The sequence below is a fragment of the Pseudarthrobacter sp. alpha12b genome, from assembly GCF_054130495.1.
Genome location: NZ_CP196746.1, coordinates 1,477,389 through 1,502,028, shown reverse-complemented (window position 1 = coordinate 1,502,028; position 24,640 = coordinate 1,477,389). Strand labels below are relative to the sequence as shown.

The window sequence follows — 24,640 nt, the reverse complement described above, 5'->3', positions numbered from 1 at the left end:
GGTTCTCACTTGCGAGGCCGGCGGTACAACGGGAGCCCGGCCTTGATCAGTTTCCTCCGCGGAACCGTAGCGCACGTTGGCCTGTCCACGGCCGTGATAGACCTCAACGGTGCCGGGATGAGCGTCAACGCCACCCCGCAGACGCTCAGCCGGCTGCACGTAGGAGAACAGGGCCAGCTGTTCACCTCGCTCATCGTCCGGGAGGACTCGCTGACGCTCTTTGGCTTCGCCTCCGATGACGAGCGCGAGGTGTTTGACATCCTGCTGAGTGTCAGCGGGGTTGGGCCGCGGCTGGCCCTTGCCGTCCTGGCCGTCCACGATCCCGAAGCGATCAGGGTGGCGGCGCACACCGGCGACAGCAAAACCTTTACCAAAGTTCCCGGAATCGGGCCCAAGGTGGCAGGCCGGATCGTGCTGGAGCTGGCCGGAAAGCTGGTCCCGCACGGGACCCCTGCACCAGGCGGTGCCGCAACCCCTGCCGAAGCCGCCTGGAAGCCCCAGGTGGTAGCGGCCATGACCAGCCTGGGCTGGTCCGAAAAAGACGCCTCCACCAGCATCGACAAGGCCCTTGCCGACGACCCGGAGGTGTCCTTCCGCGGGAACGTGCCGGAAATCCTGCGGACCACCCTGCGGTGGCTGGGGCAGGACGGCGCACGGGCCGGCAACCGCGTAGGCACCCGTGGTTGAACCGTCACTGGTCGCCGCGGGGGAGGAACCGGAGGAGCGCGCCATCGAGGCAGCCCTGCGGCCCAAAAACCTGGATGACTTCGTGGGCCAGCACCGGGTGCGCAAGCAGCTGTCGCTGGTGCTGCAGGCTTCCCGCATGCGTGGACGCACCGCGGACCACGTACTGTTCTCCGGTCCGCCCGGCCTGGGTAAGACCACCCTCGCCATGATCGTTGCGGCTGAGATGAACGCCCCACTGCGACTCAGCAGCGGGCCGGCCATCCAGCACGCCGGCGACCTCGCAGCCATCCTGTCGTCGCTGTCCGAGGGTGAGGTCCTGTTCCTCGACGAAATCCACCGCATGTCCCGGCCTGCCGAGGAAATGCTGTACATGGCCATGGAAGACTTCCGCGTTGACATCGTGGTGGGCAAGGGCGCCGGCGCTACCGCCATCCCGCTGGAGCTGCCGCCGTTCACCCTGGTGGGCGCCACCACCCGCGCGGGGCTGCTCCCGGGACCGCTGCGCGACCGGTTCGGGTTCACCGGGCACCTTGAGTTCTACTCCGTCGCGGAGCTGGAACTGGTCCTGCGCCGTTCAGCGGGCCTGCTGGACCTGAAGGTCAACTCCGCCGGGTTCGCTGAAATCGCCGGCCGTTCGCGCGGCACTCCCCGTATCGCCAACCGCCTGCTGCGCCGGGTTCGTGACTGGGCGCTGGTTCACGGCGTCGAGCAAATTGATGCCAGGGCCGCGTCTGCTGCCCTCGACATGTATGAGGTGGACAAAAAGGGGCTGGACCGGCTTGACCGGGCTGTCCTGGATGCCCTCATCACCAAGTTCGGCGGCGGTCCCGTGGGCCTGTCCACTCTTGCCATAGCCGTGGGCGAAGAGACCGAGACAGTGGAAACAGTGGCGGAACCCTTCCTGGTCCGGGAAGGGCTGCTGGGCCGTACGCCCCGCGGCAGGATTGCCATGGCGCCGGCCTGGACACACCTGGGGTACGCCATCCCGTCCGGCGTCTTTGCGCAGGAGCAGCTGGACCTTTTCGAGCCTGCCGCGGATGCGTGCGAGGCAGGGGACTGGGCCCCGGAGAGCCAATAGCAGGCTCCGTTCAGCTTTTCCCTTTAGACTGGTATGACGCCCGGCACGTTCGGGTCTTTGTTTCGCGGGTGGCCCTGACGCCCCCGTCGCTTGGGGAAGGACTGTCAGGCGTTCTGCCTGCGCCACCAGCCGCCCCGGCCGAAGCGAAGCCGACGTCGCTGGAAAACCAGCTGCACCCGCAAAAGAACGGAATTCCCCCTTGGATCCAATGTCAATTCTCCTGTTCGTCATGCTCGGCGTGTTCATCTTCATGATGTTCCGCCGCAACAAGAAGACGCAGCAGCAGCAGGCAGAGCTCCAGTCGAAGTTTGGCCCGGGCGTGGAGGTCATGACCAGTTTTGGCCTTTTCGGCCGGATCGTGGACATCGACGAAGCCGAAAACAAAGTCACCCTTGAACTTTCCCCCGGCAACCTGGCCACCGTCCACCGCCAGGCCGTGACCAAGGTCGTGGAGCCCGTCGCGGAGGCTGCTGCCGAGCCCGCAGCTGCTTCCCCGGTAGTGCCGGACGATGCGTCCTCACTCACCACTCCGGAAGCCGGGAGCACCGCCACGGGCGCCGAGACCCCGGAAGAAACCCTGAAGCGCCTCAACGATGAGGGCAAGAAGGACAGCTAGGCCCGCTGGCCCCTTTCCTCCCTCTACCGCTGCGGATCACCGCCGGCGCAGGTAACAGCCCGCGTCGGCGGTTCTTCCGCGAATAAGAGAAAGATCGACAATGGCACGAACTGGCCGCAAGAAACCAGGGCTCCGCGTCCTGGTCTGGCTTGGCGTTCTCCTGGCAGCCCTGACAGCCGTCCTGGCCGGCGGCACCATCGCCGGGCAGGCCAGCTGGGCACCCAAACTGGCCCTGGACCTTGAAGGCGGCACCCAGATGATCCTGGCGCCGAAGGTGGAGGGCGGTTCGGACATCAACGAACAGCAACTCAACCAGGCCGTGGCGATCATCCGGCAGCGGGTTGACGGCTCCGGTGTCTCCGAAGCGGAGATCAGCACGCAGTCCGGGCGCAACGTGGTGGTCAGCCTTCCCGGCACGCCCTCCGCCGAAACCCGGAACCTCATCCAGGCTTCCGCGGACATGAACTTCCGCCCCGTCCTCCTCAACGGCGACGGGGCGGCAGTGCCGCCTGAGTCGCAGACCCCGGAGGACCAGCTGCCCAAGCCGACAGCTGAGCCGGCCAACAGCAGCGACACCAACTGGATCACCCCCGAGATCTACAAGCAGTTCGAGGCTCTTGACTGCAACAGCCCCGCGGCCGAGAAATCCAAGCGGTCAGATCCCACCAAGCCGCTGGTGACCTGCGAGCCTGCCACCGACAAGTCGCCTGCCATCAAGTACATCCTGGGTCCCGTGGAGGTGAAGGGCAGCAACATTGTCACCTCTTCCTTCCAGCTGCAGCAGGGCGCGCAGGGAGCTGTGACCAACGACTGGGCCGTCAACATCCAGTTCGACGCCGACGGTACGGCCAAGTTCAAGACGGTCACCGAGCGCCTCAACCAGTTCTACGTGGCCGCCGGCGGGGAATCGGGCACCGACCCCAAGTCCCAGTTCGCCATTGTGCTGGACGACCAGGTCATCTCCGCCCCGCGTTCGCTGGCTGTCATCACCGACGGACGTCCGCAGATCACCGGCGGCTTCACCGAGCAGACCGCCAAGGCGCTCTCCGACCAGTTGAAGTTCGGCGCCCTTCCCATCAGCTTCGACATCCAGAGCGAACAGCAGATCTCCGCCACGCTCGGCGGTGAACAGCTGCGCATGGGCCTGCTGGCCGGCCTGATCGGGCTCCTGCTCGTGGTGGTCTACTCGCTGTTCCAGTACCGCGCCCTGGGCTTCGTCACCATTGCGTCGCTGGTAGTGGCCGGTGCCCTGACGTACCTGGCCATCGCCATCCTGGGCTGGACGGAGAACTACCGGCTGTCCCTGGCGGGCGTCGCCGGCATCATCGTGGCCATCGGCCAGACCGCGGACTCCTTCATCGTCTACTTCGAGCGCATCCGCGACGAACTGCGTGAAGGGCGCGGACTCGTGTCCGCCGTCGAAAACGGCTGGAAGCGTGCCAAGCGCACCGTCCTGGCCTCCAAGGCTGTCAACCTGCTGGCTGCGCTCGTCCTGTACTTCGTGGCCGTGGGCAACGTCCGCGGTTTTGCGTTTACCCTGGGCCTGACGGCCATCGCCGACCTCATCGTGGTGTTCATGTTCACGCACCCGACGCTGCAGCTCCTGGCCCGCACCCGATTCTTCGGTGAAGGCCACAAGTTCTCCGGCCTGGATCCGGAACGGCTGGGGGCCGTGCCGCTGTACCGCGGCGCAGGCCGCGTCCGCACCCCGGAGGACAAGCCCGTGGTGGTCCGCACCAAGAACACCGGTGCAGCGGCAGAGGCCGAGCGCCGCATGACCATCGCCGAACGGCGCCTGGCAGAGAAGCAGGAACAGCTGGCTGGCTCGTCCAAGACGTCCGCGAAGGAGAACAAGTAATGTCAGGCTTCGCTACATTCGGCAACGAGCTCTACACCGGAAAGCGTTCCTACAACTTTGTAGGCGCCAAGAAGATCTGGTTCATCATCGCCGCGGCGGGAGTGGCCCTGTCCATCCTCATCCCGGTGGCCAAGGGCGGCTTCAACCTCGGTATTGAGTTCCGCGGCGGCTCTGAATTCACGGTCTCGAACGTCAAGACCACTGATGCCACGATCGGCGAGAAAGCCGTGACCGACGTTGTGGCCGGAAGTGTTCCTCGCGTTGCAAACGTTGCCGGCAACACCATGCGCATCCAGACGGACAAGCTGACGGACGACGAGACCCTCCGGATCAAGCAGGGCCTCACCGGCGCCTACGGCGTAACCGACAACGAGGTGACTTCAACCTTCGTCGGTCCCACGTGGGGTGCCGACGTGACCAAGCAGGCGCTGATCGGCCTGGTGGTGTTCGTGCTGCTCGCGGCCCTGCTGATGGCCCTGTACTTCCGCACGTGGAAGATGTCCCTTTCGGCTCTGGCCGGCATGGCCGTGACCATGTTCATCACGGCCGGGGTGTACGCCCTGAGTGATTTCGAGGTCACGCCGTCGGCCATCATCGGATTCCTGACCGTCCTCAGCTACTCGCTGTATGACACTGTGGTGGTCTTCGACAAGATCCGCGAGAACACCACCGGAATCGACGCATCAACGCGCCGGACGTTCGGTGAGGAAGTCAACCTCGCGGTCAACCAAACCCTGGTCCGTTCCATCAACACCATGATGGTGGCCATCCTCCCTGTGGGGGCCATCCTCTTCATCGGTGCCGGACTCCTGGGTGCGGGAACCCTGCGCGACCTGTCCCTGGCGTTGTTCGTCGGAATCCTCATCGGCACGGCCGCCACCATCTTCGTGGCCGCCCCGATGTATGCCTGGCTCCGGCAAGGCGAGCCGGACCTGGTTAAGCAGGCCAGGCGCGTCGAGCAGCGCCGTGCCGGAACAGCGGAACGCGCAGTTCCGGCGTCGGCGGCCAAGGCCTGACCCGCGTCTGAACGCAGCCGTAGATCCATCAAAGGCCGGGCAACGCAGACTCTGCGTTGTCCGGCCTCCGCGTATGCGGGGCCGGTTATAAAAGTGGCTGCCCGGAGGAATAGACTGGAGTAATTAAACGGTGGTGAGGGGTGCTTCATTGGAAGAACGTTCGGCGTCGGCGCCAACGGCACAGGAAGAAATAGGTCCTGCCGGTGCACAGGCCGGTGCGGCATCCTCCGCGCGCCCGGGTTCGTTGGTTCCCGTGGACAATTCAGGCTCACGAGCCACGTTTCCCGGCCGCCGGGAGCGCACCCGGTCCAGGCTTGCCCGCCTGACAGGACGGGCAACGGCCACATACTCGCCCATCCTTGAACCGCTGCTCCGGACGGTCCGCGCCAACAATCCCAAAGAAGACTTTGACCTCATCCAGCGTGCGTTCGACGTCGCAGAGCGCAGCCACCGCGGACAGAAGCGCAAGAGCGGTGACCCGTACATCACCCACCCGGTGGCTGTGGCCACCATCCTCGCCGAACTCGGCCTCAGCGGGACCACGCTGGCGGCTGCCCTGCTGCACGACACCGTCGAGGACACTCCATACACCCTCGCGGACCTGAAGCGGGACTTCGGGCCGGAAGTTGCCATGCTGGTGGACGGTGTGACCAAACTGGACAAAGTCAGCTTCGGTGAGGCTGCCCAGTCCGAAACGGTCCGCAAAATGGTCGTGGCCATGGCCAAGGACATCCGCGTCCTGATGATCAAGTTGGCGGACCGGCTGCACAACGCCCGCACCTGGCGCTTCGTGTCGGCTGAATCGTCGGCCCGCAAGGCCCGCGAGACCCTGGAAATCTTTGCTCCGCTGGCACACCGCCTGGGCATGAACACCATCAAGTGGGAGCTCGAGGACCTGTCCTTCGCTGCGCTCTATCCCAAGGTCTACGAAGAAATCGTCAGGATGGTGGGCGACCGGACCCCGGAGCGGGAAAAGAGCCTGGGCGTGATCCGCGACCAGATCACCGAGGACCTGCGCGCCGCCAAGATCAAAGCCACCATTACCGGCCGGCCCAAGCACTACTACTCCATCTACCAGAAGATGATTGTCCGCGACAAGGACTTCGACGACATCAACGACCTCATGGGTGTCCGCGTCCTGGTGGACTCCGTCCGGGACTGCTACGCCGCCCTGGGGGCCATGCATTCGCGCTGGAACCCGCTGCCCGGCAGGTTCAAGGATTACATCGCGATGCCCAAGTTCAACATGTACCAGTCGCTGCACACCACCGTGATCGGCCCGGGCGGCAAGCCGGTGGAGATCCAGATCCGCACGCATGAGATGCACCGCCGGGCCGAGTACGGCGTGGCGGCCCACTGGAAGTACAAGGACCAGCCAAACCGTACCGCGGTGGGTCCCGGAAGCCCCCGCGACGGAGACATGGGATGGCTGCGCTCCCTGGTGGACTGGCAGCAGGAAACCTCGGACCCCGGCGAGTTCCTGGACTCGCTGCGTTTTGAAATCAACGCCCGGGAAGTGTTCGTCTTCACGCCCAAGGGCGAAGTCATGGCGCTCCCGGCGGGATCAACGCCGGTGGACTTTGCCTACGCCGTCCACACCGAGGTGGGCCACCGCACCATTGGTGCCAGGGTCAACGGCAAGCTGGTCCCGCTGAACAGTGAACTGAACCACGGCGACTGGGTGGAGATCTTCACGTCGAAAGCCGAGGGTGCCGGGCCCAGCCAGGACTGGCAGCACTTCGTCAAGAGCGCCAGGGCGCGCAACAAGATCCGCCAGTGGTTCAGCAAGGAACGCCGCGAAGAGGCAATTGACCGCGGCAAGGAGCTGTTGACCCGTGCCATGCGGAAGCAGAACCTTCCGCTGCAGCGCCTGATGACGCATGAGGCCCTGGCCGCCGTGGCCGAGGACTTCAAGTACGTGGACATCTCCGGCCTGTATGCCGGCGTGGGCGACGGGCACACATCCGCCCAGTCGGTTATGGAGAAGCTGGTCGAAAGCCTGGGCGGCAACGAGAGCGCCGATGATGACGTCGAAGAGGTCAGCATCCCCTCCCAGGTCAGCAAGGCCCGCTTCTCCGACTCCGGCGTTGTGGTCCGCGGCGTGGGCGATGTCTGGGTGAAGCTGGCCCGCTGCTGCACGCCGGTTCCGCCGGATCCGATCCTGGGCTTCGTGACCAGGGGGTCCGGGGTCTCCGTGCACCGCACCGACTGCACCAATATTTCCGACCTGAAGGACCAGCCGGACCGCATTGTGGACGTGGACTGGGCACCAACCCAGTCGAGCGTCTTCCTGGTGGAAATCCAGGTGGAGGCCCTGGACCGCAAGTCCCTGCTCTCGGACGTGACGCGGGTCCTGTCGGACAACCACGTCAATATCCTGGCGGCCAGCGTCCATACCTCCACGGACCGGGTGGCGATTTCAAAGTTCGCTTTCGAAATGGGTGACCCCAAGTACCTCAGCCACGTCCTGAGCGCCGTCCGCAGGATCGACGGGGTCTTCGACGTCTACCGCACTACCGGAAACAAGCGCCGGAGCTAGCTGGGCGAGCTTTTCCAGGGCGGCCCGTTTGTGGGGGACCCTGGGTGTCGCCTCGATGGCGCGCACCAGGAGTCCCAGCCGGACATCCTGCTGGGGCCTTGCCAGCAGGGCGGCGAGGGCGGGCACGGCGCGTTCCGGTTCCACGTGCAGGGCGATATCAAGGGCGGTCCGCAGGGGACTGGAAACCATCAGTCCGCCCAGGCTGATGACATCGAACGGACCCAGCTTCACTTCGTGCAGCGTGCAGCCGCGGGTGTTCCGGAGGCTGGACACCCGCCGCTTTGCGTCCACCAGCAGAGCCAGCCTGTCCGGCTCCGCCGCACAGCCGTAGATCCAGGCCGCCGTCAGGCGCCCCGCGACAACGCGTTGCCGTATGGCTGCCGGTACGGCCCCCGCTGCTGCCTTTGCCCGCAGCTGCGGGGACGCCGGCAGGCCGGGGAGGGTGTAGCCGTGTTGATGGAAGCGGGCCAGCAGCCCGTCAGCTGCCAGCGACTGGAGTTCTGGACCGGCAAAGGGCAGGCCGGGTGCGTACAGCTCGGGAAAGCGGGGCGCCGCAGCCGCCTCTACTCCGCTTGCCGGGCAACCCGGCCGTGGGGTGGCAGTGGAGGGTTCCCTGCCCGGGCGGGCGGCGGAGGAAAGAGGTGTGGCCATACCTCCATCCTCCCCGGACCGTGGTTAACAGGCACAGGCCCGGTCCGGGTTATGTGGATAACCGGGACCGGGCCTGTGCCCGTCAGCATATGACAGGAAGAGTCAGGAGAGCTCGCTGGCGGAACGCTGGATCTGGTCAAGCCAGGCCTGGCGTGCCTCGAGGGCTTCCTGGGCAGCCTTGATCTTGCGCTGGTCGCCGCTCTTCTCGGCCTTGGCAAGGTCTTCCTGCAGCCCGGCAATGGCGGACTCAAGCTGGGTCAGCGCGCTGTTGGTGCGTGCCTTGCGCTCCGGGTTGGACCGCTGCCACTGCTCTTCCTCGGCGTGGCGGACGGCGTCCTCCACCTTCCGGAGCCCGGCCTCGATCCGGCCCATGTCCGCCCGGGGGACCTTCCCGGCCTCTTCCCAGCGGTCACGGACGGACTGAAGGGCTTTCTTGGCGGCTGCCAGGTCATTCACGGGCAGGATGGTGTTGGCCTCGGCCAGCAGCGCTTCCTTCACCGTGAGGTTGGCGGCGTATTCCTGGTCGATTTCGTCGTTGGCGGCCTGGCGGGACGTGAAGAAGACGTCCTGGGCGGCGCGGAACCGGGCCCACAGAGCGTCGTCGTCCTTACGGCTTGCCCGCGGCGATGCCTTCCATTGGTCCATCAGGCGGCGGTATTCGCCGGCGGCGTAGCCCCAGTCAGTGGACGTGGAAAGGGCCTCGGCCTCAGCAATCAGCTTTTCCTTGGCAGACTTCGCAGCAGAATTGTTGCTGTCCAACTGGGAGAAATATGCCCGGCGGTGACGATCGAAGACGGTGCGGGCCGCCCGGAAGCGCTTCCACAGGGCGTCCTCATTGCTGCGGCCCAGCCGGACGCCGCTCTTCTGCGCTGTTTTCCAGTTCTCGAAGAGCTCGTTCATCCGGGCGCTGGAGGTCTTCCACTGCGTCTGCGCAGGATCCTGGCCGGAAATCTGCTCTGCCTCGGAAACAATGGCCTCACGCGCTGCAAGCTCGGAGGCGCGGACGGCATCGTGCTCGGCCTTTTCGGCTTTCTCCAGCTCGGTGATCTGGCCGGCCAGCTTGTCCAGACGCGCTTCGGCTGCCCGAAGGTCGCCCACCATGTTCCGTTCGGCGAGCTGTTCACGAAGGTGCGTTACTGTCTTCTGCATGTCCGTGCTGGGAGCCTTGGAGCTGACACGCTGCTCAAGGAGCACGATCTGGGCCACGACGTCGTCGTATTTCCGCGCGAAGTAGATCAGCGCCTCATCGCCGCTCACGCCGGGGTACTGACCCACGGGGTGCTCGCCGCCATCGATATTCAGGTAGACGTGGCCGTCCCCTTCCACGCGGCCCCACTTGGAGGCCTCGGCGACAGACGTGCTGGGCGCTGCAGGAACCGGTGCGGCGGCGGGAGCAGCGGCAGCGGGCTTGGGACGTGACGCGAAGGCAGCAGGCGACGGTGCAGACGGCCGCGGCCCGGGAGCCGGTGCGGTTGCCGGGGCAGGCGCGGACGCTTCCAGGGCGGGGGTCGAACCGGCCTGGTCTTCCGCGTCGTGTCCTTCCACGTCCTGCGCAGCACCTTCTTCCGCGGTGCGCTTCCCGGAAGCCATGGCTTCAGGGTTCACAGGTGCCTGCTCGGCATGTGCAGCAGTATCGGTAGCGTCATCGCCGGCCGGAGCCATTGTTTCAGTTACGCCTGTTGCTGTTTCGTCGGATTCTTGACTGTCTGTCACCGCTAAAAGTCTTTCGCTTGGAGGGAAATACTCACGTACTGCACCGCGGCCTTGCGCCCCGGCTCCTACTTCAGAGAAAACGAGTCTATCGTGACTGGTTGTTTTGGCGCGCCGTCCGTGTCGCTGGCACCCGGCGTGATGCCTGCGGCGGCGATGGTGGACACGACATCAAGCCCCGAGGTCACCTTGCCCACCACCGTATAGCCGCCGGCGGCGTCTGCCGGGATGGTGGTGTCCTTGTAGACAATGAAGAACTGCGTCCCATTGCCGTAGGCGTTGTTGCCGGTGCGGGCCACGGCGATGGTGCCGGCCGGGTACACGTTGTCGGCCGGGGTGTTCTCCAGCGGGCCCCACGTGTAGTTCGGGTCGCCCTGCCCGTCGCCGTTGGGTGAGCCGCACTGCAGCACGCCGAACTTATCGGCGGTGGTGAGCCGGTGGCACGTCTTGCCACCGAAATAGCCTTCGTCACTGAGCGACTTGAAGACGGCTGCTGCCTGCGGAGCCTTGGTGCCGTCCACCTCCACCCCCAGCGGGCTCCCGTTCAGCACCAGCTGGCCGGCGAACGTCTTGCCGGCGGCGGTGTCCGCGGGCGGAATGTTGGGCGCGTTGGTTGCTGCGGCGGACGGAGTAGCGGAGGCGCTTGCGGACGCGGACGGTTCCGTCAGCCCTGCCTGCGCAGCAGCATATTCGTCCTCGGTGGGGTTTCCGGCGAACGCGGTGAGTTGAAGGACGACGGCGAGCACCACGGCGGCGGTTCCGGCACCGGCGGCCACAAGGTTGTCGCGTTTCCGCCGCTTTTCCTGGTCGCGCCGGAGGTCACGCTTGGCTTCCATCTGCTGGATGCGCCGTTTCGTTTCGCGGGCACTGCGTGAACTGGCCGCCAAGGGTCCTCCTCATCGTCGGGCTGCTGGTGCCCGGCGGTCGGCCGCCGGGCGCAGGTATTAAAGGCCAGGCCGTGCAGGTCCGCCGCATTAGAGATGCACACGGATGACGCATAAACTGGCTGCCGCACATAGTTTATGCATGGCTGGCTGTGCTGCCGCCGTACGCCGCCTTCGCGGTGTGGCCGCCAGCGTCGCCGCACCATCCATCCCTAAGGAGAACCTTCCCCATGGCACGCACCGCCTCCCTGTCCGGATTCCCCGAGTGGCTTCCCGAGGAGCGGCTGGTGGAGCTGCATGTGCTCGATACCCTGCGCAGGGTCTTTGAACTGCATGGGTTTGGCTCGATCGAAACCCGCGCAGTGGAGACCGTGGGCCAACTGCTCCGCAAGGGTGAGATCGACAAGGAAGTGTACGGCCTCAGCCGGCTGCAGGAGGACGAGAGCGACAACCCCGTCAAGGGCGGCAAAGCGGATCCCAATGCGCTTGCCCTGCATTTTGATCTGACGGTACCGTTCGCCCGCTACGTCGTGGAAAACGCCGGTTACCTGGCTTTCCCGTTCCGCCGCTACCAGATCCAGAAGGTGTGGCGCGGCGAGCGGCCCCAGGAAGGCCGGGCCCGCGAGTTCACCCAGGCTGACATCGACGTGGTGGGCGACGGCGAGCTTCCGTTCCGCTATGACGTGGAGATTGCGCTTGTCATCGCCGAAGCCCTTAGCGCCCTGCCCATCCCCGATTTCCGCCTCCGGATCAACAACCGCAAGCTTGCGGAAGGCTTCTACCGCGGCATCGGCCTCGATGACACCGCAGGTGTGCTCCGCAGCATCGACAAGCTCGAAAAGATCGGTCCCGCCAAGGTGGCCGAACTGCTCCGGACCGAGCTCGGCGCAACCGAAGACCAGGCAGCCAAAGCCCTGCAGCTTGCAGCCATCCGCACCGAAGACACGTCCTTCGTGGCCCAGGTCCGTGCGCTGGGCGTCAGCGATGACCTCCTGGACGAAGGCCTGGACGAACTGGAACAGGTCATCGACGCAGCCGTGCAGCGGGCTCCCGGCAAGGTCCTGGCAGACCTCAGCATCGCCCGCGGCCTGGACTACTACACCGGCACTGTGGTTGAAACTGTGCTGGTGGGTCACGAACAGCTGGGGTCCATCTGTTCGGGCGGCCGGTACGACGCCCTGGCGTCGAAGGGCAACCGCAAATTCCCGGGCGTGGGGCTCTCCATCGGCGTCACCCGCCTGGTGTCCCGGATCCTGAGCCAGGACCTGGCCAAGGCTTCCCGGTCGGTTCCCACCGCCGTGCTGGTGGCCTTGAACCACGACGACAGCTGGGGCGCTGCCCAGGACGTCGCCGCCCTGCTGCGCAGCCGGGGGATCCCCACCGAGGTGGCGGCCAAGGCCGAGAAGTTCGGCAAGCAGATCAAGTTCGCGGATCGCAGGGGGATCCCGTTCGTGTGGTTCACCGACGAGGACGGCACCCACCAGGTCAAGGACATCCGCACCGGCGAACAGGTGCTGGCGGCCCCTGAAACCTGGATGCCGCCGCTGGAGGACCTGTCTGTACAGGTCGCTACAACCGCGGATGAGGCAGCTTCCGTCTAGCAGTGCCTTTAGGGCCGGGGTTGGTGCTGCCGGAAGTGCAGCACCAGCCAGCGCCCTGCCACGCCCGCAGCAAGGACCGCCGCCATGGTCAGGACCGGCGCCGGCGGCAGGGTGAAGGCAAGGACCACGCAGCCAAGGAAACCCACGGCATTGAGCCAGCGGGGAGCGTAGCCGGGATGGGCGGCAAGGGTATAGGCGGAGGCATTCGCCACTGCGTAATAGACCAGCACGCCGAAGCTTGAGAAGCCCACCACCGTCATCACGTCTGTGGTCAGCAGGAGCAGGATGACGACGGCGGCCACGGCCAGTTCGGCCACGAAGGGGACGGTGTGGGTGCCGCCCACCCGGGCGAGCGGCCCCGGAAGATCGCGTTCCCGTGCCATGGCAAGCGTGGTCCGGCCCACGCCCGTGATGAGCGCGAGGAGGGCGCCCAGGCACGCGGCGGCGGCGCCTGCCTGCACCAGCGGTGCGGCAACGGCCAGCCTTGAGTCAAGTACGGCCTCCAGCAGGGGAGTCCTGGACGCGGCAAGCCGCTCTCCGAGATGGGCCAGCAGGAGCACTGCCAGCAGCAGGTAGATGACGAAAGCAGCCGCCAGTGCCGCCAGGATGGCCCGGGGGATGGCCCGGGCCGGATTCCTGACCTCTTCGCCCAGCGTGGCAATTCGGGCGTAACCGGCGAACGCGAAGAACATCAGGCCGGCGGCAGGAAGGACTCCTGCTGCACCGCCGGACTGCGTGGCGGTTGCCGCTGCCGCCGGGTGCGGGCCCAGCACCGCGGCGACGGCAACGAACACCAGCGTTGCCAGGACCATGCACAGCAGGATCCGCGTCAGCAGGGCGGTCCGGGTAATGCCAAGCAGGTTGACACCGGTGAGGGCAACGACCGCGGCCACAGCGACCGGTACCGCATAGTCCCGCGCAACGTAACTGCCGAATGTCAGCGCCATGGCCGCGCAGGACGCCGTCTTGCCCGTCACGAAACCCCAGCCGGCCAGGAAGCCAGGCCATTCGCCGAGCTGTTTCCGGCCATAAACATAGGTTCCGCCGCTGGTGGGGTATTTGGCGGCGAGGGCGGCAGAGGCCACGGCGTTGCAGTACGCCACTATTCCGGCGACCACCACGGACAGGACCAGCAGATTTCCGGCCAGCGCGGCGGCCGGCGCGAAGACCACAAAGACGCCGGCGCCCAGCATGGAACCCAGTCCGATGGCGGTGGCATCAAAGGTTCCCAGCCTGCGTTGCAGCTGCTGCGGTTCGCTCATGCGGCGGCAGTCCCTTTCCAGCGGGTAAACTCGGACGGGATCGTTCCCGCAACGATCATATTGACTTCCCACTGTTTTCCCGCAGAAAGGCGTGCTGTGCTGCGCACACATGACCTCGGATCCCTTCGCTCCGAGCACATTGGACAAACCGTAACCCTGGCCGGCTGGGTGGGCCGCCGTCGTGATCACGGTGGTGTGGCATTCGTGGACCTGCGCGACGCTTCCGGCGTGGCCCAGGTGGTGGTCCGCGAGGAAGAAGTGTTCCACGGGCTGCGCAACGAGTACGTCCTGCAGGTCAGGGGCACAGTGTCCAAGCGTCCCGAAGGCAACGAGAATCCCGCGTTGGCCACCGGCGAGATCGAGGTCATCGCCGAGGACGTCACCATCCTCAACACCTCTGACCCGCTGCCGTTCCAGATTGACGAACATGTGGAAGTCGGCGAGGAAGCCCGCCTCAAGCACCGCTACCTGGACCTGCGCCGCCCCGGCCCCAGCCGCAACCTGCGCCTCCGTTCCGAGGCCAACAGGGTGGCGCGCGACCTGCTCCACCAGGAGGGCTTCGTGGAGATTGAGACGCCCACACTGACGCGTTCGACGCCGGAAGGCGCCCGTGACTTCCTGGTTCCGGCACGCCTGGCCCCGGGTTCCTGGTACGCCCTCCCGCAGTCCCCGCAGCTTTTCAAGCAGCTGCTGCAGGTGGGCGGGTTCGAGAAGTACTACCAGATTGCCCGCTGCTACCGCGATGAGGACTTCCGCGCGGACCGGCAGCCGGAATTCACCCAGCTGGACATTGAGGCAAGCTTCGTTGACCAGGATGACATCATCAGGCTGGGCGAAAACATCGTCAAGGCGGTGTGGCAGCTCATCGGAGTGGACATCCCCACGCCGATCCAGCGCATCACCTACGCAGACGCCATGGCGCGCTACGGCTCCGACAAACCGGACCTTCGCTTTGGCCTGGAACTGACCGAGCTCACTGACTTCTTCAAGGACACCAACTTTGGCGTGTTCAAGGCTCCCTACGTGGGTGCAGTGGTCATGCCCGGCGGCGCTTCGCAGGCACGCCGCGCCCTGGACGCCTGGCAGGAATGGGCCAAGCAGCGCGGCGCCAAGGGCCTCGCCTACGTCCTGTACAAGGAGGACGGCGAGCTCGCAGGCCCGGTGGCCAAGAACCTCACCGAGATCGAACGCGCGGGACTGGCCGACGCGGTCGGCGCCAAGCCCGGCGACTGCATCTTCTTCGCTGCGGGCGAGAAGACCCCGTCGCGTGCCCTGCTGGGTGCCGCACGGGTGGAAATCGGCCACCGCACCGGCCTGATCGATCCCACCGACTGGGCTTTCTGCTGGGTTGTGGACGCGCCCATGTTCGAGCCCGCCGCCGCAGCCGTTGCCTCGGGCGACGTCGCTGTGGGTGGAGGGCAGTGGACCGCCGTCCACCACGCCTTCACTTCACCCAAGCCGGAGTTCCTTGACACCTTCGACAAGGACCCCGAGTCTGCGCTCTCCTATGCCTACGACATTGTCTGCAACGGCAACGAAATCGGCGGTGGTTCCATCCGTATCCACCAGCGTGACGTGCAGGAGCGCGTCTTCGAACTGATGGGTCTGGACAAGGAAGACGCCCAGACCAAGTTCGGCTTCCTGCTGGAGGGCTTCAAGTACGGCGCACCCCCGCACGGCGGCATCGCGTTCGGCTGGGACCGCGTGGTGTCGCTGCTGGCAGGAGTTGAGTCCATCCGCGACGTCATCGCTTTCCCGAAGTCCGGCGGCGGCCATGACCCCCTGACGGAGGCCCCGGCCCCCATCACGCCGCAGCAGCGCAAGGAGGCAGGCGTGGACTTCAAGCCGGAGGCCCGCAAGCCGGAAGAGAAGAAGCCCGAAGCAAAGCAGTAGAGCACAACAGGCAGCGTCAGGCTGCAGGCCCAGGAGGTTCCCCGGTCAGCCCGGGGGACCTCCTGCAGTTAACGAAGGAACAGCCCAATGACCACACCGGGCCCTGCCAGTCCTGCACCCCTGGACCTCGAGTCCGCCATGGACGCAGCGTGGCCTGCACTGGAACGCCAGGACGCCGGAGGCTGGACCCTGCGGGCGGCGGCAGGCGTCACCCAGCGGGCCAACTCCATCTGGCCGCGCACGCTATCGGCTGGGCAACCCGGTGGGGATGCGGCTGGGGAGGACCTCGGCGGACTGCTCAGGACTGCCAGGTCCTGGTACCGCAGCCGCCGTCTGCCCGTGATCTTCCAGCTGTTCGACACCCCCGCAACGGGGGCCCTCCACGACTTGCTCGACGCTGAAGGCTTCACCCGCCAGTCCGTGACCCTGGTCATGACCCGCTCTGCTACGGCGGAACCGGTTCCGGAAGCCAGCCTGGGCACCCAGGCACTGGAACTTTCGCCGGTCGAACTTTCCACGGAGCCGTCCGCGGACTGGCTGCGGATTTGGTGGGAGGTGGACGGCCGCGGCGGGGAAGATGCCCTGGCCACTGCCCGCGCAATTCTTGAAGGATGCCCTTCTGTGTACGCCCTGGTCCGGGACGGCGCTGGCCGGCCCGCCGCCGTCGGACGCCTTGCCCTTCCCGACGGCACCAGGCAGGGCGGCCTTTACTGCATGGCCACCCTGCCCGCCGCCCGCCGCCAGGGCTTTGGAGCCGCCATCATGGAGTCCCTGCTGCGGGCCGGAAGCGAGTGGGGCGTGGAGGGCTTCTGGCTGCTGGTCACGGCGGCGAACCATGGCGCGCAGGAACTTTACGCTAAGGCCGGGTTTAGCGAAGCCGGCCGCTATCTGTACCGGCAGGAACGCCCCCGCCACGCCCTGACTGGTTGCTAGCCATCCTCCGACGCGTAGGACATTTTCCGGGGGCTGGGAGCTTTGCGCACGTCCAGTTCCTTTAAGGGACCGGGGGATTCAGGGGATTGAGGTGCCGGCTGTTGGTGCGTCCTGCAGTTCCTGCCTGTTAGCGGGCAGCAGGTCACGGCGCAATGCGGATCCTTGCAGGTAGGGGGCGCCCAGTTCGGCAATCGGTGTCCTGAATGTCTCCCGGGAGTAGAAGGCCGATGCCGCCGCGATCAGCATGCAGACCGTGGCGAACACGGCCACCGGAATCCATCCGGTGACACCCGGGGTGAGCAGCAGGCCCGCGATCATCGGTGCAAAGCCGGCCAGGACGAGTCCCAGCTGGTTGCCCAGTGCCATGCCGGTGTACCGCACGGGGGCTGCGAACTGTTCCGCGAAGAACGAGGGCCAGATGCCGTTGAAGCACGAGTAGAGCACGGTCATGTTCAGGAATGCGGCAACGAAGACCAACGCCAGGTTGCCGGAGGACAGCGCCAGGAAGTACAGGAAGATGGTAACCGAGCAGCCGATCGCGGCGGTCAGCATAAGGGGGCGCCGTCCGATCCGGTCCGACAGCCTGGCGGCGAGCGGCATGGCGGCCATGGACAGTCCGATGGCTACGGCGTTTACGGTCAGGATGGATGCGCGGTCAAAGCCTGCGGTGGACGTGGCGTAGGCCAACCCGAAAACGGTGAAGATGGTCTGCATCACGGACATGATGGACATGCCTACCACGCGCAGCACGTCAGTGCCCTGGAACGTGAGGACCTCCTTGATGGGCATTGGGGCCACCTGGTCTTTTTCCTGGGCTTCCTCGAAGACCGGGGTTTCGTCCAGGTGGGTCCGGACCCAATATGCAATGGCAAGGACCACGATCGAGAGCCAGAAGGGGATTCGCCAGCCCCAGGCCATCATGGCTTCCTGCGGCATGGCTGCCACCGGAATGAAGATGAGGGTGGCGAGCACCATGCCGGAGGCGTAGCCGGTCATCACGAAGCTGGTGAAATAACCCCGCTTTCCTTCGGGCGAGTGCTCAAGGGTCAGGGTTGAAGCGCCGGCCGATTCCGCCCCGGCGGAGAACCCCTGGGCCAAGCGGCCGGCTACCAGGAGGATCGGTGCCCAAATGCCCACCTGCTCGTAGCCGGGCAGGAACCCGATACCCAGTGACGACAGGCCCATGATGCCCAGGGTGAGCAGCAGGATCTTCTTGCGGCCCAGCTTGTCACCGAAGTGGCCCATGACCAGGCCGCCAACCGGGCGGGCGACGTAAGCCACGCCGAACGTCGCGAATGCACTGATCAGTCCGATTGCCGGGTCTGCGGTGGGAAAAAAGAGGTGCGGGAAGACCAAGGCGGCGGCCGTCCCGTAGATGAAGAAGTCGTAGTATTCCAGCGTGCTGCCGAGGAAGGACGCCAGGGCGGCCTTGCCCGGAGTCTTACGCTGGATGGGGTCTGCTGCCGAATGGGATGGGGACTGCATGGTTCTCCTCAGGACGTCGGTGTCTCAGTGGGGGACTGCCGGGAATCCGCAAGGTGGAAGTCCACCGAGAGGATTTGCTGGCTGTTGGGGAATGAGTAGGACTTGAGCGGCTCGTGCAAGGGATGCGTGTTGTAGACCGCGATGTCCTCGACCGTTTCGAAATCGGCCACTATGGCGTAGTCGAAGGAGCGCTCGGTCTCGAGCACGTCCGCGCCGTGGGTCAGGCTGAGCATGCCGGGAATGTTTCCGGCCATTTTGTTGAGTCCGGTGATCCAGGCCTGCCTGTCAGCGGGCGGAAAGTCCGGTTTGAACTTGAAGAGCACGGTATGGCGGATCATCTCAGGCTCCCACCAGTTCCACGGCGGCTTCGTTCCGTTCAGCCGCTCGGTACTCCGGGGACTGGCCGGCGAGGGTGCGGCCGGCGAGGTAGCCCATGGTCATGATCGGCCCAAGGGTGGCTCCGGCACCCGGGTAGCCCGCGGCGTAGGCGTTCTCGGTCGTGTTTCCTGCGGCGAACAGGCCTTCGATGGGCCGGTTGTCGACGTCGAGCACGCGGGCCAGCGCGTCCGTTGCCACGCCGCCGTTGGTGCCGAAGACGCCGTTGACCACTTCCATGGCGTAGAACGGCCCGGTCTGCAGCGGACCGAGGGACGGGTTCGGGTACGGGTTCCCGTCGTCGCCCCAGTACTTGTCGTAGGCGCTTTCGCCACGGCCGAAGTCGGGGTCTTCGCCCTTGACGGCGTATTCGTTGAACCGTGCCACCGTGGCGGCGAGGTTTTCAGCGGGAACATTGATCTTCGCCGCCAGTTCTTCCAGCGTGTCCGCCTCGACGAGGTAGCCGGGGGTGGGCTGGCCGGCGCGGTGGGCAAGGATGCCGTAGCGCTCCATGTAGGCGTGGTCCACCACCACGTGTGCCGGGGTGTTAAGGGTCTGGTTCGCGGCTGAGTCCCAGGACTGCAGGCTGCGGGCGAGGTCGTTGTAGTTCTGCGACTCGTTGGCGAAGCGGCGGCCGTGACGGTTCACCATGATCGATCCAGGGCCTTGGCGTTCGAAGCGCAGCAGGGTGCCGATGGGCTGCCCGTCGCGGGTGTCGCCGGTGACTGACATCGGTGCCCACCATGCTTCCCTGGTGCCGCGGGTCTGACCGCCAAGCCGCTGGGCCATCCGCAGGCCGTCGCCGGTGTTCGAGGGCGGCGAGCACATGGTGTACAGCCTTGAGGCGAGCATCGAGTCGGCCAGCTCCTTGTCCCACTCGAAGCCTCCCGTGGCCAGCACTACGCCGTCGTTCGCATGGAACACCTCGCCCGATTCCAGTTCGACGCCGGTCACCCGGGTGCCGTCCGTGAGCAGCCGGTGGCCGCGGGCCCCGGTAGCGAACGCTGCGCCGTCGCGGACCAGGCTGGCGAGCAGCATGGACACGAGCGCCTGTCCCTTGGCCACCAACCCGTCGGCCTGGCGCTGGTTCAAGTCGTCCCAGGGGAACTTGGTAAACGCACCCCAGTTTTCGTATTCCTGCATGGTGAAGGGCGCGCGGCCGTCCGTGCGGACGTGCGCGGCCAGCGCACCGAGGGCATCCTTGCTGTTGAACAGCTCGGGTTCCACGGTGCGGCCGCCCTCAACGGCGCCGGGCAGGTCCTGGCGGTAGTCCGGGAAATTGTTGAGGAAGATGAAGCGGACGCCGCACTCGTCTTCCACGAAGCGGAGCATCCGGTCCCCATAGGCCAGGGCCGCGTCCAGCAATTCGTCGCGGCCGCGGCCCCGGGCAACCGCCCGAACGTACTTTGCGGCCGCTTCCTTCGAATCGGTCATGCCGGCTTCCCGGGCGTGGTGGTTGTCCGCCACCCACAGCATTCCGCCGGAGACGGCGGACGTGCCGCCCAGCAGGGCGCTCTTTTCGAGGACGACGACGGACTTGCCTGCGCGCGCTGCGGTGGCCGCCGCAGTGAGTGCACCGGCACCGGAACCAACGACGACGACGTCGTAGCGTTCCGCTTCGGTTCCATGGACGAATTTCATGGGTGTTGCCTTTCAGGAGTGATAATTGGGTGCGCAAAAGGTCAGCGCGGCAGCTCTGTTTCAGCGGCTGCCGGCGCCGGGATACCGGGCCGGGTCAGACGGCGGTGTAGCCGCCGTCGATCACGAGCTCGGAGCCCGTCGTGAAGCGGGACTCGTCGGAGGCCAGGTACAGCACGCCGTAGGCGATCTCCTCCGGCTTGCCCTGCCGCGGCAGGGGATTCGAACCGACCAGTTGCTTGTAATAGGCCTCGGGGCCAATCTCGGACTGTTCGGCGGATCGCCGGCTCATCCGGGTGTCCATGGAGCCGGGGTGGATGGAGTTCACCCGGATACCGTGGGCGCCGTATGCCGCTGCGTCGGACTTGCTCAAGAGCCGGACGGCGCCCTTGGTGGCGTGGTACAACGGCACGTTCCGGCCGCCCGTGATGCCGTGAATGGATGAGAAGTTGACGATGCTGCCGGCGCCTTTTTCGATCATGCCGGGGACCACGTGCTTCGTCATAAGCCAAACACCTTTGACGTTGACGTTGAAGATCGTGTCGAAGTCGGACAGCGAGGCGGTGTGCGACGCACCGGCCGGCCCGATGATTCCGGCGGCGTTGACCAGGATGTCCGGCGCGCCGAGATCCCCGCGGACCCGGCGGACGGCTTCCGCGACGCTCTCCTCGCTGGTGACATCGACGTCGTACTCGCTGATGTTGGTGTGGGAGGCTGCGGCAGGGATGCCGGCGACGTCCAGGCTGGCGACTACTGCGCCGTGTTCTGCCAGCAGGGCGGCGGTGGCGCTGCCCAAATCACCGCGGCCGCCTGTGACGATTGCAGTCTTGCCTGCCGCGCGGTTCGCTGTGGTGTTCATGTGGTCTGCTCCTTGTAACTCCAGCAGCCTCGTTGCTGCATCCCAGCCAGAGTCGCAGGGGAGATGTGACTGGAACCACATAATTGCCGATCAACGGAAAAATTCGTTTCCATGACCCTGCTCAGTGACTCTGGCGCAGGGTGCCTTTCAGCTCGCCCCGCCGGCCGAGAGTCCGCGAGATTCCCCGGGCGGAGGCCATCAGCACGGGCACCCGGGCGGCTGCGTTCTCTTCGTTGCGCGGGACCACGACGCTCAGCGCGGCGCGGATGGTGTTGTCAGGCCCGAAAACGGGGACAGCGATGCCGCTGGATTCGGGAACAATTACGCCCGGCATGGACGCAAAGCCGCGCTGCCTGATCTCAGCCAGATGGCGGCGCAGCTGGGACGGGTCGGTCAATGTCGTTTCGGTGAACTTCGTCAGGGGACGGGCCAGGAAGCTGTCCTGGTATGCGGCGGGGGAGTGCGCCAGGAGGACAAGGCCTGACGACGTTGCGTGGAGAGGCAGCCGGCCCGCAACTTTGGTGATGTCCACGATGGTCTTGTCGGAGCCCAGGCGCTCGATGTACAGCACCTCGTCCGAATCCAGGATGCCAAGCGTGGTGGAGTGTTGCACCACGGCCTGGACGTCCTCCATGAACGGCAGTGCCGCTTCCCTCAGGCTGAGCGTCTTGGAGCCCCGCGACCCCAGTTCCCACATTCGGGTCCCGACATGGATGTCGCCGCCGGGCTCGCGTTCGAGCAGCCGTTCCTGGAGCAGATCATTGACCAGCCGGTATGTGGTGGTGACCGGCAGCCCGGTCCTGCGCCCAAGTTCGGCGACACTCATGGAACTATGGCGGTCGTCGAATGCACTCACGATCTTCACGAAGCGGCCGATGATCGACTCGCCCGATGCGGAATTGGCCACAATGCTCCTTCGATTCCCGCTCAATGGTAATCCTCCTCCTGTGCGGGGCCGGCAGCCGCTCTACTGGGGGATAAGTTTTAGGCCCGGCTGTCGCGTTGAAGGCCGCCTCGCGGGGATTAAGTGTGATCGTCGCGGAAAAGGAGCAGTACTTTGGCGGAACCACGGCCATTTCCGCCGGGTGGGCATGGGTTCCGGGCAACAAGCAGGGGGTAGCCCAGCGCCGGCGGAGTAACGGCCGCTGCGTGCCTGCCGCGGAAGATCCGCTAAACCGCCGGGTCGGTTACCTGGACCCGCACCGAGCACGCGTCCGCTGCAGCCTTCCTCAGGACGGCGGCCCGGGGCTCAGCAACATCCAGGTAGGCAAGGCGCGGCATGCGGGCGTAATCACGCAGCAACGGTTCCTCGAGGACCAGGTCAGCCAGGGCCCTGTCACCTCCGGGCACCACGTACTCGAATGCTGTCGTCCGGAACACCCCTGCCGCCTGCTGTGCAACGGCCGCCACCAAGGCGTCCGCCTGGTTGGACCGGCGGCGGGCAAACCGCTGCTGGGACTGGCCGCCCGCCGCGGTGCGCGACTGGACGTACCGGGTGCCTGCCTTGGACGCCAGCAGGGCGCCCTCACTTGCCACCCCGATCCCGTAACCGCCGCGCCGCACCAGCAGCAGTCCCAGCCGGCGCGGCTGTGACGCAAGGGCAGCCAGCCGCTCCAGCGGTCCGGCGCCGCGTCCCGGACGTCCTTCTGCAGGCCACGGCGGCTGCAGGAGCGCTTCCGCGCCGTCGGCCGCCACAAGGCGGAGGCCGTCGTCGTCATCCTGCAGCCGGTAGCCGCCATGCGAAGCGCCGAACCGGTCAACCCAACCAGCCAGCCTGGCGCCGGACACGAATGCTGTCCGGACGGAGGGCGGGGCGCCGGGTGAACCTGGGGCGGGCATGGACTTCCTTCTGTACCAAGGCCCGGCGGGAAGGCCGGGGGAAAAGCAGGTGATGGACTGGAAGTAGCCTATCTATGTGGATGATCTCTTCGGGAACGGGCCAGACAATGACGACGACGACGACCGTCCCGTCTCCGGGGCAGGCGCCGGTTCCCGGGGCCAGGGTGCGGGGAGCCAGGGTGCACGGGGACAGGGGTCGCCGCGCAGCCCGCTTGCCGTCCGCATGCGCCCACGCACCCTGGACGAAGTGGTGGGCCAGCAGCACCTGCTGGGCCAGGGCTCGCCGCTGCGGCAGTTGGCCGCAGGCGCCGGGGCGGACAGCAAAGGCCCTGCCGGCCCAACCTCCCTGATTCTCTGGGGACCCCCTGGTACCGGCAAGACCACGCTGGCGCACGTGATTGCGCGCGGGCCGGGCAGGAAGTTCGTCGAGCTGTCCGCCATCACGGCCGGAGTCAAGGACGTCCGGCGGGTCATGGACGACGCCCTGACTGCCCGCGACCTGTACAAGACCACCACGGTGCTGTTCCTTGACGAGATCCACCGCTTCAACAAGGCCCAGCAGGATGCCCTGCTGCCCGGCGTCGAGAACCGCTGGGTGGTACTGGTGGCTGCCACCACGGAGAATCCCTCCTTCTCGGTGGTCTCGCCCCTGCTGTCCCGTTCCCTGCTCCTCACGCTCAAGCCCCTGACCGATGCGGACATCGAGGGCCTCCTGGTGCGCGCCGTGGAGGACCCGCGGGGGCTGGGCGGCAAGGTCCGGCTCAGCGACGAGGCGCTGGAACACCTGGTCCGGTTGTCCGGCGGGGACGCCCGCCGGGCGCTTACCGCGCTGGAGGCCGCGGCCGGCGTGGCCTTTGGTGACGCGGACGACGTCGAACGTTCCGTGGGGGAGGAGGGTGCAGCTCCGGGGACGGCCACCGAGGAGCCGGTCACCGTTGAGCTGCGCCACACGGAGCGGGCCCTGGATGCGGCCGCCGTCCGTTATGACCGGGCCGGTGACCAGCACTATGACGTGATCAGCGCCTTCATCAAGTCCATCAGGGGATCGGACGTGGACGCGGCCCTGCATTACCTCGCCCGGATGCTGGAAGCGGGGGAGGACCCGCGGTTCGTGGCCCGGCGGATCGTCATCTCCGCGGCGGAGGACGTGGGCATGGCGGACCCCACGGCGCTGCAGACGGCAGTGGCAGCGGCGCAGGCGGTGCAGCTCATCGGCATGCCGGAGGGCCGGATCATCCTGGCGGAGGCAGTGGTCCACCTCGCCACCGCACCAAAATCGAACGCCGCCTACATGGGCATCAACAAAGCGATCGCCGACGTCCGGGCGGGCCTCGGCGTCGGAATTCCCGCGCACCTGCGCGACGCGCACTATCCGGGCTCCAAGCAGCTGGGCCACGGCGTGGGCTACAAGTACGCCCACGACGCTCCGCATGGAGTCGCCCCCCAGCAGTACCCGCCGGATGACCTGGTGGGCCGCGACTATTACCAGCCCACCGGCAACGGCGCCGAACGGGACATCGCCCAACGGCTGGAGCGGCTGCGGAAGATTGTCCGGGGCAAGTGATGCCGTGGTAGGCTCGATGTTCGTCTGGCAAGGCACGGACGCACAATCTCCCCAATTCACGTTGAGAAGGTTATGCCCTGCGCCCAGTAGCAAAAGGCAGCGGTTGGCCGATGCTCTCCATCGTGGAGGCCAGTAACACTGACACACCGCAG

At 66.3% G+C, this 24,640-nt stretch carries 20 protein-coding genes and 1 pseudogene; 11 read left to right on the top strand and 10 right to left on the bottom strand.

Translation table 11 applies throughout. From position 1 onward, the window contains the following. The first annotated feature begins 42 nt into the window (after positions 1 to 42). The 6 genes from ruvA (at position 43) to ACTAQI_RS06720 (ending at position 7,794) form a co-directional block, all read left to right on the top strand. A complete protein-coding gene (gene ruvA / locus ACTAQI_RS06745) occupies positions 43 to 687 on the top strand; it encodes a Holliday junction branch migration protein RuvA (protein ID WP_457950288.1) in 645 nt (214 codons plus the stop codon). After that, positions 680 to 1,765 carry a Holliday junction branch migration DNA helicase RuvB gene (ruvB, locus tag ACTAQI_RS06740; protein ID WP_457950287.1) on the top strand — a complete coding sequence of 362 codons (1,086 nt, stop codon included), beginning with the start codon at positions 680 to 682 and terminating at the stop codon, positions 1,763 to 1,765. The genes ruvA and ruvB overlap by 8 nt, the downstream gene beginning before the upstream one ends. A gap of 208 nt (positions 1,766 to 1,973) precedes the next feature. Beyond that, positions 1,974 to 2,381, top strand: a complete 408-nt coding sequence (yajC, locus tag ACTAQI_RS06735) for a preprotein translocase subunit YajC (RefSeq protein ID WP_457950286.1) — start codon at positions 1,974 to 1,976, stop codon at positions 2,379 to 2,381. Between the two features lie 100 nt (positions 2,382 to 2,481). Further along, positions 2,482 to 4,239 carry a protein translocase subunit SecD gene (gene secD / locus ACTAQI_RS06730; protein ID WP_457950285.1) on the top strand — a complete coding sequence of 586 codons (1,758 nt, stop codon included), beginning with the start codon at positions 2,482 to 2,484 and terminating at the stop codon, positions 4,237 to 4,239. Further along, positions 4,239 to 5,255, top strand: coding sequence for a protein translocase subunit SecF (secF, locus tag ACTAQI_RS06725; protein WP_457950284.1), 1,017 nt, complete (start codon positions 4,239 to 4,241; stop codon positions 5,253 to 5,255). Before secD ends, secF begins: the two co-directional genes overlap by 1 nt. Before the next feature lie 148 nt (positions 5,256 to 5,403). Next, positions 5,404 to 7,794 carry a RelA/SpoT family protein gene (locus ACTAQI_RS06720; protein ID WP_457950283.1) on the top strand — a complete coding sequence of 797 codons (2,391 nt, stop codon included), beginning with the start codon at positions 5,404 to 5,406 and terminating at the stop codon, positions 7,792 to 7,794. Here the strand turns inward: ACTAQI_RS06720 and ACTAQI_RS06715 are convergent. From ACTAQI_RS06715 to ACTAQI_RS06705, 3 genes are all read right to left on the bottom strand, one after another. Next, on the bottom strand, positions 7,675 to 8,445 hold the full coding sequence (locus ACTAQI_RS06715; protein WP_457950282.1) for a hypothetical protein: 771 nt from the start codon (positions 8,443 to 8,445) through the stop codon (positions 7,675 to 7,677). The two genes, ACTAQI_RS06720 and ACTAQI_RS06715, sit on opposite strands and share 120 nt — an antisense overlap. A gap of 102 nt (positions 8,446 to 8,547) precedes the next feature. Beyond that, complete coding sequence (locus ACTAQI_RS06710) at positions 8,548 to 10,158, bottom strand: DUF349 domain-containing protein (protein WP_457950281.1); 1,611 nt, start codon at positions 10,156 to 10,158, stop codon at positions 8,548 to 8,550. Between the two features lie 65 nt (positions 10,159 to 10,223). Next, positions 10,224 to 11,042: a peptidylprolyl isomerase gene (locus ACTAQI_RS06705; protein ID WP_457950280.1), complete on the bottom strand. Its 819-nt coding sequence runs from the start codon at positions 11,040 to 11,042 to the stop codon at positions 10,224 to 10,226. A 227-nt stretch (positions 11,043 to 11,269) separates the two neighbouring features. On the opposite strand from ACTAQI_RS06705, the gene hisS reads away from it, so the two are divergent. Continuing rightward, complete coding sequence (hisS, locus tag ACTAQI_RS06700; protein ID WP_457950279.1) at positions 11,270 to 12,640, top strand: histidine--tRNA ligase; 1,371 nt, start codon at positions 11,270 to 11,272, stop codon at positions 12,638 to 12,640. A gap of 8 nt (positions 12,641 to 12,648) precedes the next feature. Here the strand turns inward: hisS and ACTAQI_RS06695 are convergent, their stop codons facing one another. Further along, entirely contained in the window at positions 12,649 to 13,902 is a 1,254-nt protein-coding gene (locus ACTAQI_RS06695; protein WP_457950278.1) for an APC family permease, read from the bottom strand. Positions 13,903 to 13,998: 96 nt separating this feature from the next. Here ACTAQI_RS06695 and aspS point away from each other — a divergent pair, with 96 nt between their 5' ends. Next, positions 13,999 to 15,795 (top strand): aspartate--tRNA ligase, encoded by a 1,797-nt coding sequence (gene aspS, locus ACTAQI_RS06690; protein ID WP_457950277.1) that lies wholly within the window; start codon positions 13,999 to 14,001, stop codon positions 15,793 to 15,795. 87 nt (positions 15,796 to 15,882) lie between these two features. Beyond that, complete coding sequence (locus ACTAQI_RS06685) at positions 15,883 to 16,728, top strand: GNAT family N-acetyltransferase (RefSeq protein WP_457950276.1); 846 nt, start codon at positions 15,883 to 15,885, stop codon at positions 16,726 to 16,728. Positions 16,729 to 16,806: 78 nt separating this feature from the next. On the opposite strand, the gene ACTAQI_RS06680 is transcribed toward ACTAQI_RS06685, so the two are convergent. The 5 genes from ACTAQI_RS06680 to ACTAQI_RS06660 all read right to left on the bottom strand — a co-directional run bounded on the left by ACTAQI_RS06680 (position 16,807) and on the right by ACTAQI_RS06660 (position 21,992). Then, entirely contained in the window at positions 16,807 to 18,213 is a 1,407-nt protein-coding gene (locus ACTAQI_RS06680; RefSeq protein WP_457950275.1) for an MFS transporter, read from the bottom strand. An 8-nt stretch (positions 18,214 to 18,221) separates the two neighbouring features. Next, positions 18,222 to 18,551 (bottom strand): Dabb family protein, encoded by a 330-nt coding sequence (locus ACTAQI_RS06675; protein WP_457950274.1) that lies wholly within the window; start codon positions 18,549 to 18,551, stop codon positions 18,222 to 18,224. Between the two features lies 1 nt (position 18,552). Further along, positions 18,553 to 20,229: an FAD-dependent oxidoreductase gene (locus tag ACTAQI_RS06670; RefSeq protein WP_457950273.1), complete on the bottom strand. Its 1,677-nt coding sequence runs from the start codon at positions 20,227 to 20,229 to the stop codon at positions 18,553 to 18,555. A gap of 94 nt (positions 20,230 to 20,323) precedes the next feature. Next, a complete protein-coding gene (locus tag ACTAQI_RS06665) occupies positions 20,324 to 21,085 on the bottom strand; it encodes an SDR family NAD(P)-dependent oxidoreductase (RefSeq protein WP_457950272.1) in 762 nt (253 codons plus the stop codon). 121 nt (positions 21,086 to 21,206) lie between these two features. Further along, positions 21,207 to 21,992, bottom strand: a complete 786-nt coding sequence (locus tag ACTAQI_RS06660) for an IclR family transcriptional regulator (RefSeq protein WP_457950271.1) — start codon at positions 21,990 to 21,992, stop codon at positions 21,207 to 21,209. Positions 21,993 to 22,087: 95 nt separating this feature from the next. Here ACTAQI_RS06660 and ACTAQI_RS06655 point away from each other — a divergent pair. Then, a pseudogene (locus tag ACTAQI_RS06655) lies at positions 22,088 to 22,189 on the top strand (FAD-binding protein); the annotation flags it as partial. Between the two features lie 66 nt (positions 22,190 to 22,255). Here ACTAQI_RS06655 and ACTAQI_RS06650 read toward each other — a convergent pair. Beyond that, the gene (locus ACTAQI_RS06650; protein ID WP_457950270.1) at positions 22,256 to 22,924 is read right to left on the bottom strand and encodes an acVLRF1 family peptidyl-tRNA hydrolase; all 669 of its coding nucleotides are present in this window, start codon (positions 22,922 to 22,924) and stop codon (positions 22,256 to 22,258) included. 76 nt (positions 22,925 to 23,000) lie between these two features. On the opposite strand from ACTAQI_RS06650, the gene ACTAQI_RS06645 reads away from it, so the two are divergent. Beyond that, positions 23,001 to 24,488, top strand: a complete 1,488-nt coding sequence (locus ACTAQI_RS06645) for a replication-associated recombination protein A (protein WP_457950269.1) — start codon at positions 23,001 to 23,003, stop codon at positions 24,486 to 24,488. The last annotated feature ends 152 nt before the right edge of the window (positions 24,489 to 24,640 follow it).